At 72.2% G+C, this 14,613-nt stretch carries 15 protein-coding genes and 1 riboswitch; of the genes, 7 read left to right on the forward strand and 8 right to left on the reverse strand.

All coding sequences use genetic code 11. The features are described 5' to 3' along the window. Positions 1-105: 105 nt before the first annotated feature. The 4 genes from AB0F03_RS11280 (at position 106) to AB0F03_RS11295 (ending at position 3,472) form a co-directional block, all read left to right on the forward strand. Positions 106-1,479 (forward strand): FG-GAP and VCBS repeat-containing protein, encoded by a 1,374-nt coding sequence (locus AB0F03_RS11280; protein WP_361988989.1) that lies wholly within the window; start codon positions 106-108, stop codon positions 1,477-1,479. An 87-nt stretch (positions 1,480-1,566) separates the two neighbouring features. Then, a complete protein-coding gene (locus tag AB0F03_RS11285; RefSeq protein WP_361988992.1) occupies positions 1,567-1,977 on the forward strand; it encodes a VOC family protein in 411 nt (136 codons plus the stop codon). A 43-nt stretch (positions 1,978-2,020) separates the two neighbouring features. Next, entirely contained in the window at positions 2,021-2,761 is a 741-nt protein-coding gene (locus AB0F03_RS11290; RefSeq protein WP_361988995.1) for a TetR family transcriptional regulator, read from the forward strand. A gap of 90 nt (positions 2,762-2,851) precedes the next feature. Further along, positions 2,852-3,472 (forward strand): Uma2 family endonuclease, encoded by a 621-nt coding sequence (locus AB0F03_RS11295; RefSeq protein WP_361988998.1) that lies wholly within the window; start codon positions 2,852-2,854, stop codon positions 3,470-3,472. On the opposite strand, the gene AB0F03_RS11300 is transcribed toward AB0F03_RS11295, so the two are convergent. Both AB0F03_RS11300 and AB0F03_RS11305 read right to left on the reverse strand, forming a co-directional pair. Then, positions 3,473-5,017, reverse strand: coding sequence for an ABC transporter substrate-binding protein (locus AB0F03_RS11300; RefSeq protein WP_361989001.1), 1,545 nt, complete (start codon positions 5,015-5,017; stop codon positions 3,473-3,475). A 175-nt stretch (positions 5,018-5,192) separates the two neighbouring features. Beyond that, a complete protein-coding gene (locus tag AB0F03_RS11305; RefSeq protein ID WP_356818531.1) occupies positions 5,193-5,432 on the reverse strand; it encodes a hypothetical protein in 240 nt (79 codons plus the stop codon). A 91-nt stretch (positions 5,433-5,523) separates the two neighbouring features. On the opposite strand from AB0F03_RS11305, the gene AB0F03_RS11310 reads away from it, so the two are divergent. Beyond that, on the forward strand, positions 5,524-6,759 hold the full coding sequence (locus tag AB0F03_RS11310) for a D-alanyl-D-alanine carboxypeptidase (RefSeq protein ID WP_361989005.1): 1,236 nt from the start codon (positions 5,524-5,526) through the stop codon (positions 6,757-6,759). Here AB0F03_RS11310 and AB0F03_RS11315 read toward each other — a convergent pair. After that, a complete protein-coding gene (locus AB0F03_RS11315; RefSeq protein ID WP_361989008.1) occupies positions 6,707-7,615 on the reverse strand; it encodes a YihY/virulence factor BrkB family protein in 909 nt (302 codons plus the stop codon). The two genes, AB0F03_RS11310 and AB0F03_RS11315, sit on opposite strands and share 53 nt — an antisense overlap. An 85-nt stretch (positions 7,616-7,700) precedes the next feature. Between AB0F03_RS11315 and AB0F03_RS11320 the strand changes: the two genes are divergently transcribed. Next, positions 7,701-8,456 (forward strand): decaprenylphospho-beta-D-erythro-pentofuranosid-2-ulose 2-reductase, encoded by a 756-nt coding sequence (locus tag AB0F03_RS11320; protein ID WP_361989010.1) that lies wholly within the window; start codon positions 7,701-7,703, stop codon positions 8,454-8,456. A gap of 7 nt (positions 8,457-8,463) precedes the next feature. On the opposite strand, the gene AB0F03_RS11325 is transcribed toward AB0F03_RS11320, so the two are convergent. The 5 genes from AB0F03_RS11325 to AB0F03_RS11345 form a co-directional block, all read right to left on the reverse strand. Next, the gene (locus tag AB0F03_RS11325) at positions 8,464-9,048 is read right to left on the reverse strand and encodes a 2'-5' RNA ligase family protein (protein WP_361989013.1); all 585 of its coding nucleotides are present in this window, start codon (positions 9,046-9,048) and stop codon (positions 8,464-8,466) included. Positions 9,049-9,198: 150 nt separating this feature from the next. Continuing rightward, positions 9,199-10,212: a tryptophan--tRNA ligase gene (gene trpS, locus AB0F03_RS11330; RefSeq protein ID WP_361989015.1), complete on the reverse strand. Its 1,014-nt coding sequence runs from the start codon at positions 10,210-10,212 to the stop codon at positions 9,199-9,201. Between the two features lie 102 nt (positions 10,213-10,314). Continuing rightward, the gene (locus AB0F03_RS11335) at positions 10,315-11,769 is read right to left on the reverse strand and encodes a glycine hydroxymethyltransferase (protein WP_361989017.1); all 1,455 of its coding nucleotides are present in this window, start codon (positions 11,767-11,769) and stop codon (positions 10,315-10,317) included. Positions 11,770-11,801: 32 nt separating this feature from the next. Then, a riboswitch (ZMP/ZTP riboswitch) is annotated at positions 11,802-11,891 on the reverse strand. Positions 11,892-12,059: 168 nt separating this feature from the next. Then, positions 12,060-13,244, reverse strand: a complete 1,185-nt coding sequence (locus AB0F03_RS11340) for a glutathionylspermidine synthase family protein (RefSeq protein ID WP_361989020.1) — start codon at positions 13,242-13,244, stop codon at positions 12,060-12,062. A gap of 12 nt (positions 13,245-13,256) precedes the next feature. After that, positions 13,257-13,664, reverse strand: a complete 408-nt coding sequence (locus tag AB0F03_RS11345) for a hypothetical protein (protein WP_361989023.1) — start codon at positions 13,662-13,664, stop codon at positions 13,257-13,259. A gap of 117 nt (positions 13,665-13,781) precedes the next feature. Between AB0F03_RS11345 and AB0F03_RS11350 the strand changes: the two genes are divergently transcribed. After that, on the forward strand, positions 13,782-14,609 hold the full coding sequence (locus AB0F03_RS11350) for a hypothetical protein (protein WP_361989160.1): 828 nt from the start codon (positions 13,782-13,784) through the stop codon (positions 14,607-14,609). Positions 14,610-14,613: the final 4 nt, after the last annotated feature.

Consider the following 14,613-nt stretch of genomic DNA (forward strand, 5'->3'; position numbering starts at 1 on the left):
GTTCTTCGGGCCCCGTCCCCGGTCACGTACCGGGGGCGGGGCCCTCGCCGTACAACCGTTCCCCGCCGCCACGGGTCTGCTGTGTGCACGCGATCAAGGAGACACATGCGCACGCACAGAAAGCTCGCCGTCGCCCTCGCGACGGCCACGGCCGCCTCGCTGACCGGCGGACTGCTCGCCCTCGCGGCCGGTCCGGCCGCCGCGGCCACCCCCGCCAAGTACGCCGACGACTTCAACGGCGACGGCTACCGGGACTACGCGTCCGGCTGGGGCGGCGAGGTCACCGTCACCTACGGCACGGCGACCGGGCCGGGCCCGAAGACGGTCCGCTTCACCCAGGACAGCCCCGGCATCCCCGGCACGGCGGGCGACGCCGGCGGCTATGCCGACAGCTTCGGCAACCAGCTCGCCCAGGCCGACCTCAACGGCGACGGATACGCCGACCTCGCCGTCGCCGACAGCAGCGAGAAGAGCGGTACGACGGCCGACGCGGGCGCCGTCACCGTGCTGTGGGGCGCCAGGTCCGGCCTCGGCACCAAGGCCACCCGCATCCCCGCCCGGTCCAAGCTGGCGTTCGGCGCGGCCCTCGCCTCCGGTGACTTCAACGGCGACGGCAAGCCGGACCTGGCCGTCGCCGACGTCACCGGCACCCTCTACGTCTACCGGGGCGGCTTCTCCCAGTCCGGTACGACGGGCAGCGTGACCAAGCTGGAGGTGAGCCCCAGCGGCGCCCAGGTGCTGGAGCCGACCGCGATCGTCGCCGGCAAGGTCACCAAGGACAAGGCCACCGACCTGTACGTACTGGGCCAGGGCTACAAGAACGGCCGGGTGACGCAGGCCGCGTGGTTCGTGCAGGGCGGCTCCACCATCAAGCGCGGCACGTACACGACGTACGACGCCTCGCACGCGGACTACAACGCCACCGGAGTGATCGCCGACTTCGACAAGAACGGCTACGGGGACCTCGCCGTCAGCGACACGCCGTACAACAGCGGCGCGGGTTCCGTGCTGGTCCTGCGCGGCGGCGCGAGCGGTCCGGGCACCTCCTACCGCCTGACGCAGTCCACCGCGGGGGTGGCGACGGCGGCCACGAAGAACGACCGCTTCGGCTACTCCCTCTCCGCCGGCGACACCGACCGCGACGGCTACCCGGACCTCGCCGTCGGCGTCCCCGAGGAGGAGTCCGGCACGGTCCACAACGCGGGCGGCGTGCACGTCCTGCGCGGCGGGAGCAAGGGCCTGACCGGCACCGGCTCCCAGTGGTTCACCCGCGCCACGGCGGGCGTGCCGGGCAGCGCCACACCGGACGAGATGCTCGGCCTCTTCGTCCGCCTGCGCGACCTCGACCGGGACGGCGACGCCGACCTGCTGGTCTCCGGCGACCTGTACCGCGAGAGCGTGCTGCTGCGCGCGTCCGCCGGCGGCATCACGACCAGCGGCGCCTCGGCGACCGACCTGGACCCGAACTTCCCGCAGTGACGGCTGCCCGTCCCCCGGAGAGCCCCACCGCGGTCCGCTGCGGTGGGGCTCCTCGCATCCGGGGAGAAGGACTCCTAATGTGACGACATGTCAGACCAAGGGTCGTACGAACTGCTCGGTTTCGACAACGTGCTGCTCCCCGTCGGTGACCTCGGCGAGGCGGTCGCCTTCTACGAGCGGGCCGGGTTCACCGTGGGCTTCCGGTTCGACGAGGGCGGGCTCGCCCAGCTGAGGGTCGGGGCCGAGACACCGGGCATCCTGCTCCAGGCCGAGGAGCAGCTGGGGCACCGCTCGCCGCCGTGGCCGTCGGCACGGATCTGGCTGGAGGTGCCGGACGCGCGGGCCGCGGCCCGGGAGCTGGCCGCCGCGGGGATCACACCGCTGGACGAGGTGTCCCAGGTGGCCACCGGCTGGACCGTGGAGATCACCGACCCCTGGGGCAACGTCCTGGGCTTCACGGACTACACCAAGCGCCCCCAGCTGGGCCGCCGGGGCTGAGGCGCCGCCATGGACCGCCCCCGTCACTCGTTAGGCTCCTTCCGTGCCAGCGAAGAACGACGGCCCCGGTGCGGCCGGCCCCCGAAGCAGCAAGTCCGAGCAGACCCGTGCGCTGATCCTGGAGACCGCGATGCGGTTGTTCCAGGAGCGCGGGTACGACAAGACGACCATGCGGGCCATCGCCACGGAGGCCGGGGTGTCCGTCGGCAACGCCTACTACTACTTCGAGGGCAAGGAACACCTGATCCAGGGGTTCTACGACCGGATCGCCGAGGAGCACCGGGCGGCGGTCCGCCAGGTGCTGGACCGGGAGACCGAGCTGGAGGCGCGGCTCGCGGGCGTCCTCACCGTGTGGCTGGACATCGCCCGGCCGTACCACGAGTTCGCGGTCCAGTTCTTCAAGAACGCCGCCGACCCCGACAGCCCGCTCAGCCCCTTCTCCCCGGAGAGCGAGCACGCGCGCGAGGCCGCGATCAGCGTGCACCGGGAGGTCCTGGCCGGTTCCAGGTCCAAGGTGGCGCCCGAACTGCGGGACGTGCTCCCGGAGCTGATGTGGCTCGCCCAGATGGGCCTGGTCCTGTACTGGATCTTCGACCGCACGGAGGACCGCGAGCGCAGCTACCGCCTGGCCCGCCGGGGCGCCCGGCTGACCGCGCGCGGCGTGTCCCTGGCCCGCTTCCGCGTCCTGCGCCCCCTCGTCCTGGAGATCCACGAACTGTTCACGGACTTCCTGCCCGGCATGACGAAGGCACTCCCGTCCCCGGACCGCAAGCGGGACGCGTGATCACTTTCGGGTGAACGCGTGGAATCGGGCCGCCTGGCCCCCGCTCTGCTTACGATGATGTTCTCGACACCAGCCCCTGGGAGGCACGCGATGTCCGCTGCATCCGTCGAGCAGCCGCCCTTCTACGACGATGAGCCGTTCTCCCTCACGGCCATCGCCGACGAGATCATGGAGCGCCATCCGGGCTACCGCGTCGAGATCATCGGAGGCCACCTCCTCGTGACCCCTTCACCGGATGCCCCCCACGCCCGTGCTCTGACCAAGCTCATGCGTCCCTTCATCGCCGCGGGCCTGGACGACGGCGAGACCGAGGTTCTCCAGAGCGTCGCGATCAAGCTCCCCACCGGTGCCGAGGACTACTGCATCCCCGACCTGGTGATCGTGGACGCCGACATCGACGACCACTTCATCGAGAACAACGCCTACGACCCGATCTGCTTCCGCCTCGTCCTGGAGGTCACCTCCAGCAACTGGCGGGACGACCTGAAGACCAAGGTCGGCGCGTACGCCGAGGCGAAGGTGCCCGTCTACCTCGTGGTCGACCGCAAGCACCAGCGCCTGCACGTGCTCACGGAACCCGAAGGGAACGAGTACGCGAGCCACCGCGTCCACGCGGCCGGCGAGACGATCACGTTGCCCGACTCGATCGGCACCGGGGTCACACTCGACGTCGAGCAGATCATCAAGGCCGGGCAGCGGAAGACCGACTGATCAGATCCACCCCAGCCGCCACAGCCGGAACACGCCCGTTCCGTCCGTCAGGTACTGGCCGCCGCCGACGTCCTCCGTGCTGACCACGTACTCCTTGCGCTGCCACAGCGGGATCAGCGGGACGTCCTCGGCCACATCGGCCTGGATGTCGCGGAAGTCGTTCGCGGCGCGGCTGCGGTCGGCGAACTGCTGGCTGTCCAGGACGAGGTGGTCGACGGCCTTGCTGCTGTAGCCGGTGCTCATCGTGGAACCGGTGCCGACGAGCGCGGCGCCGAAGGTGTCCGGGTCGGGGTAGTCGGCAACCCAGCCGACCGCCCAGGCGTCGATCGCCCCGGCGGCCCAGCGCTTCTGGAAGTCGGTCCATTCGTAGCCCTTGAGGTCCACGGTGAACAGGCCGCTCGCCTCCAGCTGCTTCTTCAGCGCCCTGGCCTCCTCCGCGCTCGCGCCCCGGCCGACGCCGTAACCGAAGGTGAAGCGCACCGGCAGGCTCACCCCGGCCTCGGTGAGCAGTTGCCGCGCCTTCCTGGTGCTCTGCTCCGGGTACCGGTCGAAGAACGACGTGGTGTGGCCGGTGATACCGGTGGGGATCAGCGAGTACAGCGGGTCGACGGTGCCCTCGTACACGGTCGCCGCCAGCTTCTCGCGGTTGACCAGCCAGGCCATCGCGCGGCGCACCCGTACGTCGTGCAGCGGGGAGGCGGCGCGGGTGTTGAGGTACAGGTTGCGGGTCTCGGCGCTGTCGGACTCGGTGACCCGCTGCCCGGGGTCGCTCGGATTGAGCGCGGAGAGCACCTCGGGCGGCAGGGTCCGCGTGGCGACGTCGACCTGGCGGCCCTTCCAGGCGCGGTCGAGCTTGTGGGAGTCGGCGTAGTAGCGCAGCTCGACCGGGCGGCCGGTGCCGCTGAGGTAGCCCTTGTAGTGGGTGTTCGGCGCGAGGTCGGCCTTGTGGTCCTTGGTGTACGCCGTCAGCCGGTACGGCCCGGTGCCGTCGACGGCGGTGTCCTCGCGCAGGCGGCCGGCCGGGTACTTCTCCTTGTCCACGATGGAGCCGGCGCCGGTGGCCACCTTCAGCGGGAAGGTGGCGTCGGAGGACGACAGGTGGAAGGTGACGGTGTCCGCGCTGTCGGCGGTCACCGAGGCGAGCGTGCCGAACAGGGACGCCGGGCCGACCGTGTCGTTGATCCTCCTGACCCGGTCGAAGGAGAACTTCACGTCCTCGGCCGTCATCGCGCGCCCGCTCGGGAAGGTGATCCCGGAACGCAGCGCGCACCGGTAGGTCCGCAGCCCGCTGCCCGTGAAGGCGCAGCTCTTCGCCGCGTCCGGGACCGGCTCGGTGCCGGCCGGCTCGAACGTCAGCAGGGACTGGAAGACGTTGCTGAACAGCGCCCAGGAGCCGGCGTCGTAGGCGCCGGCCGGGTCGAGCGCGGTGACGGCGTCGGTGGTGCCGACGGTGATGGTCCTGTTCTTGTACTGCTGCGACGGCAGCAGCTGCCAGCCGCCGATCCCCACGACGGCGAGTACGAGCAGCGTCACGAGAATGCGCATGCGAACAGATCGCATGGTGGTGCCCTCCCCAGGCCCGTCAGGGCCCTACCCCTGGCCCAGCACGAATCGGCCACTTCCCCTCAAGTGGCGCGGCTCACCTAATCACAGGGGTTTCGCCCGGGGAAGGGCTTTCTGACCAGATGGGGAAGAACTTACCGAGCGCGGCGGTCTCCCGTTATGACGTCCGGCGCAGTGCGCGCAGGCCACGCAACCCGATGACCCCGATGACCGTCCCCAGTACGAAGGAAACGACCGCCAGCAGCAGGTGCACCCAGAAGTACGCGGTCGGGTGACCGTCGTCGAAGGCGAGCCCGCTGCTGTCCTTGACGAGGTTCTTGACGAAAGTGACCCAGATGACCCAGCTCCACACCCCGAAGGCGAGCAGGAACCAGGAGACCGGGCGGCTGAGCTTCATGTCCCCAGTATCGCCGTCCCGTGTCCGGTTCCGTGTCGGGGGTGGGGTGCGAAGCGGGACTTCCCGTTTCGGTACGGGTACGTTCTCGACCGTGCCCGCACCGAAGAGGACCGGCCGGCGACCCCTGCTGGTGGCCTCCGCCACCCTGCTGTCCCTGTCCGTCACCGCCCCCGCCGCCCTCGCCTCGCCGGCCCCGGCGCCGAGCCCGACGGCCACCCCGCCGGCCCGGATGTCCACCCTGGGCGGCGCCCGGCTGGGGCAGCCCGGCACCCAGGTCAACCTCGCCCCGGGTGTGCCCGTGCTGCCCAAGGACCTCACCGCCCGGTCCTGGATCGTCTCGGACGCCGAGTCGGGTGAGGTGCTGGCCGCGCACAACGCGCACTGGCGGCTGCCCCCGGCGAGCACACTGAAGATGCTGTTCGCGGACACCGTGCTGCCCCGCTTCCCCAAGGGGACGCACCACACGGTCGCCCCGTCGGACCTCGCGGGCATGGGCATCGGCTCCAGCGTGGTCGGGATGCGGGAGGGGCGCACCTACACCGTCCACGACCTGTGGCTGGGGGTGTTCCTGCGCTCGGGCAACGACGCCGTGCGCACCCTGTCCGCGATGAACGGCGGCATCGCGCGGACCGTGCAGGACATGCAGGAGCACGCCGGACAGCTCCAGGCCCTGGACACGCACGTGGTCTCCCCCGACGGCTACGACGCGCCGGGGCAGGTGTCGTCGGCGTACGACCTGTCGCTGTTCGCCCGGTCCGGGCTCCAGAAGAAGGACTTCCGTGAGTACTGCTCCACCGTGCGGGCGACGTTCGGGTCCGCCACGATCCAGAACACCAACCGGCTGCTGAGCGGCGACACCGACGTCCCCGTCTACCCGGGGATCGCCGGTGTGAAGAACGGCAACACCACGCACGCGGGCGCCACCCTCACCGCGGTCGCCGAACGGGGCGGCAAGGTGCTGCTGGTCACGATGATGAATCCGGAGAAGCACGAGCACAACGAGGTCTACAAGGAGAGCGCGAAGCTCCTCGACTGGGGGTTCCAGGCGGCCGGCAAGGTCAACGCGGTGGGCGAGCTGGTGCCGCCGAAGGGCGCCGTGCCGGCCACCGGGCAGCCGGACACCGGCGCGCGCGCCGGGCAGGGGTCCGGCATCGGCGGGTCCGGTTCGCAGCCGGTGGTGAGCGCCTCCACCGGGTCGCGTGCCGGCGGCGCCGGGATCGCGCTGGCCGTCGCGGGCGGTCTGCTGGTGCTGCTCGGCGGCGGGGCGTTCCTGGTCAACCGCCGGTGGCCGCTGCCCGATCTGATGCGGCGCCGGGCACGTCACTGAGTGCGGCCTCCTTGCTCGGGGTCGCCGTCCAGGAGGCGCAGAACAGCACCAGCTTGGCCGTGAAGTTGATCCACAGCAGCAGGGCCACGGGGACGCCGAACGCGCCGTACATGCTCTTCGCGGCGACTCCCTGGACGTAGCCGCTGAGCAGCAGCTTCAGCAGTTCGAAGCCGACCGCCCCGAGGAGGGCGGACACCAGCAGGCGGCGGCGCGGCGGCTCGACCCCGGGCAGCAGGGTCAGGACGTAGAGCAGGACCAGGAAGTCGGCGAGGACGGCGACGGCGAACGCGACGACCTGGAGCAGCACGCTGCCCCAGCCGTGCTCGTCCAGGCCGATCAGCCGGGACAGCCGGCCGACGGCGGCCGAGGCGAGGATGGAGATGGCGAGGGTGACCAGCAGGGCGCCGCCGAAGCCGAACAGGATGCCGGCGTCCTTGGCCTTGGTGACGAGGGGGTTCTCCTCACGGTCCGGCAGCTCCCACACCGCGCGCAGGCAGTCCCGGACCTGGCCGACCCAGCCGATGCCGGTGAACAGCAGCACCGCGCCCGCGATGACGCCGACGGTGCCGGCGTTCTCCACCAGTGAGGTCAGGTCCAGCTGGTCGGAGAGACCCGGGAACTGCTCGGCGATCTTGTGTTCGACGGTCCTCTCGCTGGCGGGGCTGAGCGTGGCGGCGGTGACCGCGGCGGCCACGGTCAGCAGCGGGAACAGGGCCACGAAGCTGACGAACGTCATGGCGGCGGCCAGCCGGGTCCACTTCACCCGGTCCAGCCGCTCGTACGACCGCCACGCGTGCGTGGCCGTCAGCCGGGTGACCGCCGGCCCGATGCCGGGGAGCTTCTTCAGCCAGTCCATGATCCGACCATGCCCGCTCCGCGAGAGCGTGAACACCGCGTTTCTTCGCCAGAACGGTCATAACCGGGCGATACGGTCAGCTGTCATGAAGGATGCCACCGCACTGCCCCGTTCCCTGCTCGTCCTCGGCGGCACGTCCGAGATCGCGCTGGCCACCGCCCGCCGGCTGATCGCCCGCCGCACCCGCACGGTGTGGCTGGCGGGCCGCCCCTCCGTCGCCCTGGAGAACGCCGCCGGAAGCCTGCGCGCGCTCGGCGCCGACGTGCACACCGTCGCCTTCGACGCGCTCGACCCCGGGTCCCACGAGACCGTCCTCGGCAAGGTGTTCGCCGAGGGAGCCGTCGACATGGTGCTGCTCGCGTTCGGAATCCTCGGCGACCAGGCGCACGACGAACGCGACCCGGTCCGCGCGGTGCGGGTCGCCCAGACCAACTACACCGGGGCCGTCTCGGTGGGGCTGATCACCGGCCGCGCCCTCCAGACGCAGGGGCACGGCTCCCTCGTCGTCCTGTCCTCCGTCGCCGCCGAACGCGCCCGCCGCGCCGACTTCATCTACGGCTCCAGCAAGGCCGGCCTGGACACCTTCGCCCAGGGCCTGGGCGACGCCCTGCACGGCACCGGCGTGCGCGTCATGGTCGTACGCCCCGGGTTCGTCAGGACCCGCGGGACGGCCGGCCGGCACCGGCCCCCGCTCGCCACGACGCCGGAGGCGGTCGCCACCGCCGTCGAACTCGGCCTGCGCCGCCGCTCGGAGACGGTGTGGGTGCCGGGGGCGCTCCGCCCGGTGATGTGGGCACTGCGGCACGCGCCGCGCGCGGTGTACCGCCGGCTGGAGGTCTGACGTACGGCTAGCGGCCCGCGGGCGTGCCGTGTCCGACGTCCGCGTGGCCGGCCTGGGGCGGTACCACCGCGCCGCCGAAGGGGTACTCGCGCAGCTTGCGCCACACCCCGTCGGCGCCCTGCTCGTAGAGCGCGAAGCCGGTGCACGGCCACTCGGCGTCGAAGCCCGCCAGTTCCTCGAAGGCGCGGTCCATCGCCGCGTCGTCGATGCCGTGGGCCACGGTGACGTGCGGGTGGTAGGGGAACTGGAGCTCGCGCGCCACCGGGCCGGAGGCGTCCCGGATCCGCTGCTGCAGCCGGGCGCAGGTCCTGGCGCCCCGGACGACGCGGACGTAGACCACCGGCGACAGGGGCCGGAAGGTGCCGGTGCCGGACAGCCGCATCGGGAACGGCCGGGCGGCCGCGGCGACCTCGCCGAGGTGCGCGTCGACGGCCGGCAGGCCGGCCTCGTCCACCTCGGTCGGCGGCAGCAGCGTGACGTGCGTGGGGATGCCGTGAGCCGCGGCGTCGCCGAAGCCCGTGCGCCGCTCCTGGAGCAGGCTGCCGTGAGGCTCCGGGACCGCGATCGACACGCCGATCGTTACGGTCCCCACGTCGTCTCCTTCGTCGCGTCTGTCGTTTTCCCGGCCGTCCCGTCCCGGCCGTCGGCTATCGACTGTACGGCCACGGATGTCCTGTCGGCAGGCGCACCGCGAGTGATGTGCAGCGCTCCGCCCGGCAGGACCCGTGTGCGGTCGTACGCCTCAGTGCTTGGCCGGGAGGAACCCCACGCGGTCGTACGCCTGAGCGAGTGTCTCGGCGGCGACGGCGCGTGCCTTCTCGGCGCCCTTGGCCAGGATGGAGTCCAGCGTCTCGGCGTCGTCCAGGTACTGCTGGGTGCGCTCGCGGAACGGCGTCACGAACCCGACCATGATCTCGGCGAGGTCGGTCTTGAGCGCGCCGTACATCTTGCCCTCGTACTCCCGCTCCAGCTCGGCGACCGGCTTGCCGGTGAGCGTGGAGTAGATGGTGAGGAGGTTGGACACGCCCGGCTTGTTCTCGGCGTCGTAGCGGATCACCGTGTCGGTGTCGGTGACCGCGCTCTTGACCTTCTTGGCCGTGGCCTTCGGCTCGTCGAGGAGGTTGATGAGGCCCTTCGGCGTGGACGCCGACTTGCTCATCTTGACCGTCGGGTCCTGGAGGTCGTAGATCTTGGCCGTCTCGCGGAGGATGTACGGCTCCGGGATCGTGAACGTCGCGCCGAACCGGCCGTTGAACCGCTCGGCGAGGTCGCGGGTCAGTTCGATGTGCTGGCGCTGGTCCTCGCCGACCGGCACCTCGTTCGCCTGGTACAGCAGGATGTCGGCGACCTGGAGCACCGGGTAGGTGAACAGGCCGACGGAGGCGCGGTCGGCGCCCTGCCGGGCGGACTTGTCCTTGAACTGGGTCATCCGGCTGGCCTCGCCGAAACCGGTGAGGCAGTTCATGACCCAGGCCAGCTGGGCGTGCTCGGGCACGTGGCTCTGCACGAAGAGCGTGCAGCGGTCCGCGTCCAGGCCGGCGGCCAGCAGCTGTGCGGCGGCGAGGCGGGTGTTGGCCCGCAGCTCGGCCGGGTCCTGCGGCACCGTGATCGCGTGCAGGTCGACGACCATGTAGAACGCGTCGTGGGACTCCTGGAGGGCCACCCACTGGCGGACGGCGCCGAGGTAGTTGCCGAGGTGGAACGAGCCTGCGGTGGGCTGGATTCCGGAGAGCACGCGGGGTCGGTCAGTGGCCATGTACTTCATTCTCGCAGAGAGTGCGGGAGCTTCGGTGCGGTGGGGAACCGCGGGCCCCTGACGGGCCGGCCGCGCGGTTCCCCGTGCCGGTGCCGGGGCCTCTCAGCCCAGGTCGACCTCCGGGTACAGCGGGAAGCCCGCCACCAGGTCGGTGGCCCGCCCGGCGATCTCCTCGGCGGTCTTCTCGTCCAGGACGTGGGCGGCCCGGGAGGGGGCGCCCGACTTGGTGGTGCCCGGCTCGGTGGTGGTCAGGACGCGGTCGATCAGACCCGCCACCTCGTCCATCTCCGCCGTGCCCAGGCCGCGGGTGGTGAGCGCGGGGGTGCCGACGCGGATGCCGGAGGTGTACCAGGCGCCGTTCGGGTCGGCCGGGATGGCGTTGCGGTTGGTGACGATGCCCGAGTCGAGGAGCGCCGCCTCGGCCTGGCGGCCGGTGAGGCCGTAGGAGGTGGCGACGTCGATCAGGTTGAGGTGGTTGTCCGTGCCGCCCGTGACCAGGGTGGCGCCGCGGCGCATCAGGCCCTCGGCCAGGGCGCGGGAGTTGTCCACGATGCGCTGGGCGTAGTCCTGGAAGGACGGCCGGCGGGCCTCGGCCAGGGCGACGGCCTTGGCGGCCATGACGTGCGGCAGCGGGCCGCCCAGGACCATCGGGCAGCCCCGGTCGACCTGGTCCTTGAGGGAGTCGTCGCACAGGACCATGCCGCCGCGCGGGCCGCGCAGGGACTTGTGGGTGGTCGTGGTGACGATCTGGGCGTGCGGGACCGGGTCGAAGTCGCCGGTGAGGACCTTGCCCGCGACCAGGCCGGCGAAGTGCGCCATGTCGACCATGAGGGTGGCGCCGACCTCGTCGGCGATCTCGCGCATGAGCCGGAAGTTCACCAGCCGGGGGTACGCGGAGTAGCCGGCGACGATGATCAGCGGCTTGAACTCGCGGGCCTGGGCGCGCAGGGCGTCGTAGTCGATGAGGCCGGTGGCCGGGTCGGTGCCGTAGGAGCGCTGGTCGAACATCTTGCCGGAGATGTTCGGACGGAAGCCGTGGGTGAGGTGGCCGCCGGCGTCCAGGGACATGCCCAGCATGCGCTGGTTGCCGAAGGCCTGGCGCAGCTCGGCCCAGTCGGCCTCGGTCAGGTCGTTGACCTGGCGGACGCCGGTCTTCTCCAGGAAGGGCGCCTCGACGCGGTCGGCGAGGACGGCCCAGAAGGCGACGAGGTTGGCGTCGATGCCGGAGTGCGGCTGGACGTAGGCGTGGCGGGCGCCGAAGAGTTCGCGGGCGTGCTCGGCGGCGAGCGACTCGACCGTGTCGACGTTGCGGCAGCCGGCGTAGAAGCGGCGGCCGACGGTCCCCTCGGCGTACTTGTCGCTGAACCAGTTGCCCATGGCGAGGAGGGTCGCCGGGGAGGCGTAGTTCTCGGAGGCGATCAGCTTGAGCATCTCGCGCTGGTCGGCGACCTCCTGGCCGATGGCGTCGGCGACGCGCGGCTCGACGGCGCGGATCACGTCGAGGGCGGCGCGGAAGGCCGTGGACTCGGTGGAGAGGGGGGCGGAATTCTCGGGCATCGGGACCTCCGGACGGCGTGCGTACAGCGTTCACGTTCGGCCCAGGCGCACGGCACTCTTTCCGGCTCGGGCCGCTCCCCGATGGTCCGTCCCATCCCAGCGCGCCAGTCACGGCCCGCTCGTCAGCCTACCCGGCGCGCCGGACGGGGACGGGCGCGCGTCCACCATGCGAACGAGTGGTGTGGCCCGGTGGCCGTCAGCGGAGCGGGAGGTCCCTCCCGTGCTCGCCGGCGGGCCGGGGGCGGCACCGGACCCCGCTCCCTCAGCCGGCTTGATCCGGACGGGAGGTCCTAGCGGATCACGTGGGGCAGGAAGCGGGCGTACTCGTCCGTGATCAGGCCCGAGGACTCGCGCAGGCCGAGACCGGCCGGCTCGTCCCGGACGACCCAGGCCCCGAGGACGACGTGGTTGCCGTCGAAGGCGGGGAGGGGGGCGAGCCGCTGGTAGCAGCAGGGCTCATCCCCTACGGCCGCGGGCGCGCCGGGTCGGTGCACGGTGACGCCCTCGCCCTCGCGGCCGAGGAGGGGCTTGGCGACGTAGCCGGCGGACCCGGCCAGCTCGCGGGGGCCGTCCAGGTAGGCGGGCAGGAGATTGGGGTGGCCGGGGTACAGCTCCCAGAGCACCGCCAGCAGGGCCTTGTTGCTCAGCAGCATCTTCCAGGCGGGTTCGATCCACAGGGTGCTGCCGGTGCCGCCGCCGTTGTCGAGGGTGTCCAGGACGTGCCGGCCGAAGGCGTCGGTGGTGAGCCATTCCCAGGGGTAGAGCTTGAACAGGGCGCGGATGAAGCCGAGCCGGTTGTCGACGAAGCGGCCGGAGAGGCTGTCCCAGCCGATCTCCTCCATGGCGAGCCAGTCGGTGGCCAGACCGGCCTGTTCGGCGGTCTCCTTCAGATAGGCGACCGTCATCAGGTCCTCGCCGAGTTCGTCGGCGCAGGAGTGCGCGAAGTGCAGGGGGCTGCCGGGCGGCAGGAGCGCGGCCTGCGCGCGCCAGGCGTCGACCAGCCGCTCGTGCAGGGAGTTCCACTGGTCGGCGCCGGGGAAGCGGTCCTCCATCCAGAACCACTGCGCCGAGGCGGCCTCCACCAGGGAGGTCGGGGTGTCGGCGTTGTACTCCAGCAGCTCGGCCGGGCCGGTGCCGTCGTAGCGCAGGTCGAAACGGCCGTAGAGGGAGGGGAGTTCGTCGCGGCGGTGCCAGGACTCGGCGACGGCCGCGGCCACTCGCGGGTCGGTGATGCCGAGGTCGGCGAACCGGTCCTCGGCCACGATGTGCCCGGCCGCCGCGAGGCACATGCGGTGCAGTTCACCGACGGTCTCCTCCAGCGCCTCGACCTCGTCCAGGGTGAAGGCGTAGTAGGCGCTCTCGTCCCAGTAGGGGCGCAGGGAGCCGTCGGGGTGGCGGGTGAGCGGATAGATCAGGCCCTGCGCCTCGACGGTCCGCTGCCAGCCGGGGCGGGGGGTGATGGTGCGGCGTTCCATGCGCGTGTCCCGTCAGCCGCCGGAGCTGCCCTTGCCGCCGCCGAAGCCGCCGCGGTGCACCCCTGTGCCGTGGTGGCCGTCGTCGTCCGAGGAACCGCCGCCGCCCTTGCCGGGCTCGGTGAAGGAGCCGCCGTCGACCCAGCCGTGCTTCTCGTCGCCCTCGTAGTACCAGGCGGCGTCGGCCGTCTTCCTGAGGGACTTCCCGGGCGCCTTCTTCCTCGCGCCCGTCCTCGGCGACGTGACGCCGGTCCTGCAGTTCTTGTCGGAGACGACCCGGTAGCCCTTGGTGAGGCTGTAGCTGTCGCGGTCGACGCAGCGCTTGTCCGGCTCGGACGAGCAGGCCGACAGGGCGGCGGCCAGCAGGCCCATGCCGCCGAGGACGACCGTGCCCGAGCGCAGTCGCCGTCGTGTGTCCGCCATGGTGGTGCCTCCCCCGTCCGCCGTGCTGTCCGGCCGACAGCCTAGGGACCGGTGCGGGCGGCCCTCCAGGCACCCCCTCGGTCCGCGCTCGCCTAGAGTCACCCCGTGCTTCTCGGAATGGTGTGCGCCCTCGGCGCGGCGGTCTGCTTCGGTACGGCGACGGTGTTGCAGGCGGTGGCCGCGCGGGCGGCCGTCGCCGACGGGGGCGGCGGGGACGCGGCGCTGCTGCTGCGGGCGCTGCGGCAGTGGCGGTACCTGGCCGGGCTCGCGCTGGACGGACTCGGGTTCCTGCTCCAGATCGCGGCGCTGCGGTCACTGCCCATCTACGCCGTGGGCGCGGCGCTCGCGGCGAGCCTCGCGGTGACGGCGGTGGTGGCGGCGCGGCTGCTGCGGGTCCGGCTGAGCGGGGTGGAGTGGGCCGCCGTGGGCGTGGTGTGCGCGGGCCTCGCCCTGCTGGGGCTGGCCTCGGGCGCGGAGGGCGAGCGGGAGGGACCGGACTGGCTGCGGTACGCGATGGTGGCGGCGGCGGTGTGCGTGCTGCTGCTCGGCGCGGCCGGCGGGCGCCTGTCGGGCCGGGCCCGCGCCCTGCTCCTGGGACTCGGCGCCGGGTTCGGGTTCGGGGTGGTGGAGGTGGCGGTACGGCTGATCGACTCGCTGCACCCGGCCGACCTGCTCACCAACCCGGCGACGTACGCCCTGCTGCTCGGCGGCGGCGCCGCGTTCCTGCTCCTCACCTCGGCCCTCCAGCGGGGCTCGGTGACGACCGCCACCGCCGGCATAGTCATCGGCGAGACACTCGGCCCCGCCGCGGTGGGCGTGGTCTGGCTCGGCGACCGCACCCGGGAGGGCCTGGGCTGGCTGGCGGCCCTGGGCTTCGCGGTGGCGGTCGCGGGAGCCCTGCTGCTGGCCCGCTTCGGCGAGGCCCCGGCGGCGGAGGAGGGGTGAGGAC

It is taken from the genome of Streptomyces sp. NPDC028722, from assembly GCF_040637655.1.
Lineage (GTDB): Bacteria > Actinomycetota > Actinomycetes > Streptomycetales > Streptomycetaceae > Streptomyces.

Bases quoted from the DNA above. Each gene is read 5' to 3' on its own strand.
- AB0F03_RS11280 (WP_361988989.1), top strand. From the start codon at position 106: ATGCGCACGCACAGAAAGCTCGCCGTCGCCCTCGCGACGGCCACGGCC.
- AB0F03_RS11285 (WP_361988992.1), top strand. From the start codon at position 1,567: ATGTCAGACCAAGGGTCGTACGAACTGCTCGGTTTCGACAACGTGCTG.
- AB0F03_RS11295 (WP_361988998.1), top strand. From the start codon at position 2,852: ATGTCCGCTGCATCCGTCGAGCAGCCGCCCTTCTACGACGATGAGCCG.
- AB0F03_RS11300 (WP_361989001.1), bottom strand. From the start codon at position 5,017: ATGCGCATTCTCGTGACGCTGCTCGTACTCGCCGTCGTGGGGATCGGC.
- AB0F03_RS11305 (WP_356818531.1), bottom strand. From the start codon at position 5,432: ATGAAGCTCAGCCGCCCGGTCTCCTGGTTCCTGCTCGCCTTCGGGGTG.
- AB0F03_RS11315 (WP_361989008.1), bottom strand. From the start codon at position 7,615: ATGGACTGGCTGAAGAAGCTCCCCGGCATCGGGCCGGCGGTCACCCGG.
- AB0F03_RS11320 (WP_361989010.1), top strand. From the start codon at position 7,701: ATGAAGGATGCCACCGCACTGCCCCGTTCCCTGCTCGTCCTCGGCGGC.
- trpS (WP_361989015.1), bottom strand. From the start codon at position 10,212: ATGGCCACTGACCGACCCCGCGTGCTCTCCGGAATCCAGCCCACCGCA.
- AB0F03_RS11335 (WP_361989017.1), bottom strand. From the start codon at position 11,769: ATGCCCGAGAATTCCGCCCCCCTCTCCACCGAGTCCACGGCCTTCCGC.
- AB0F03_RS11340 (WP_361989020.1), bottom strand. From the start codon at position 13,244: ATGGAACGCCGCACCATCACCCCCCGCCCCGGCTGGCAGCGGACCGTC.
- AB0F03_RS11345 (WP_361989023.1), bottom strand. From the start codon at position 13,664: ATGGCGGACACACGACGGCGACTGCGCTCGGGCACGGTCGTCCTCGGC.
- AB0F03_RS11350 (WP_361989160.1), top strand. From the start codon at position 13,782: ATGGTGTGCGCCCTCGGCGCGGCGGTCTGCTTCGGTACGGCGACGGTG.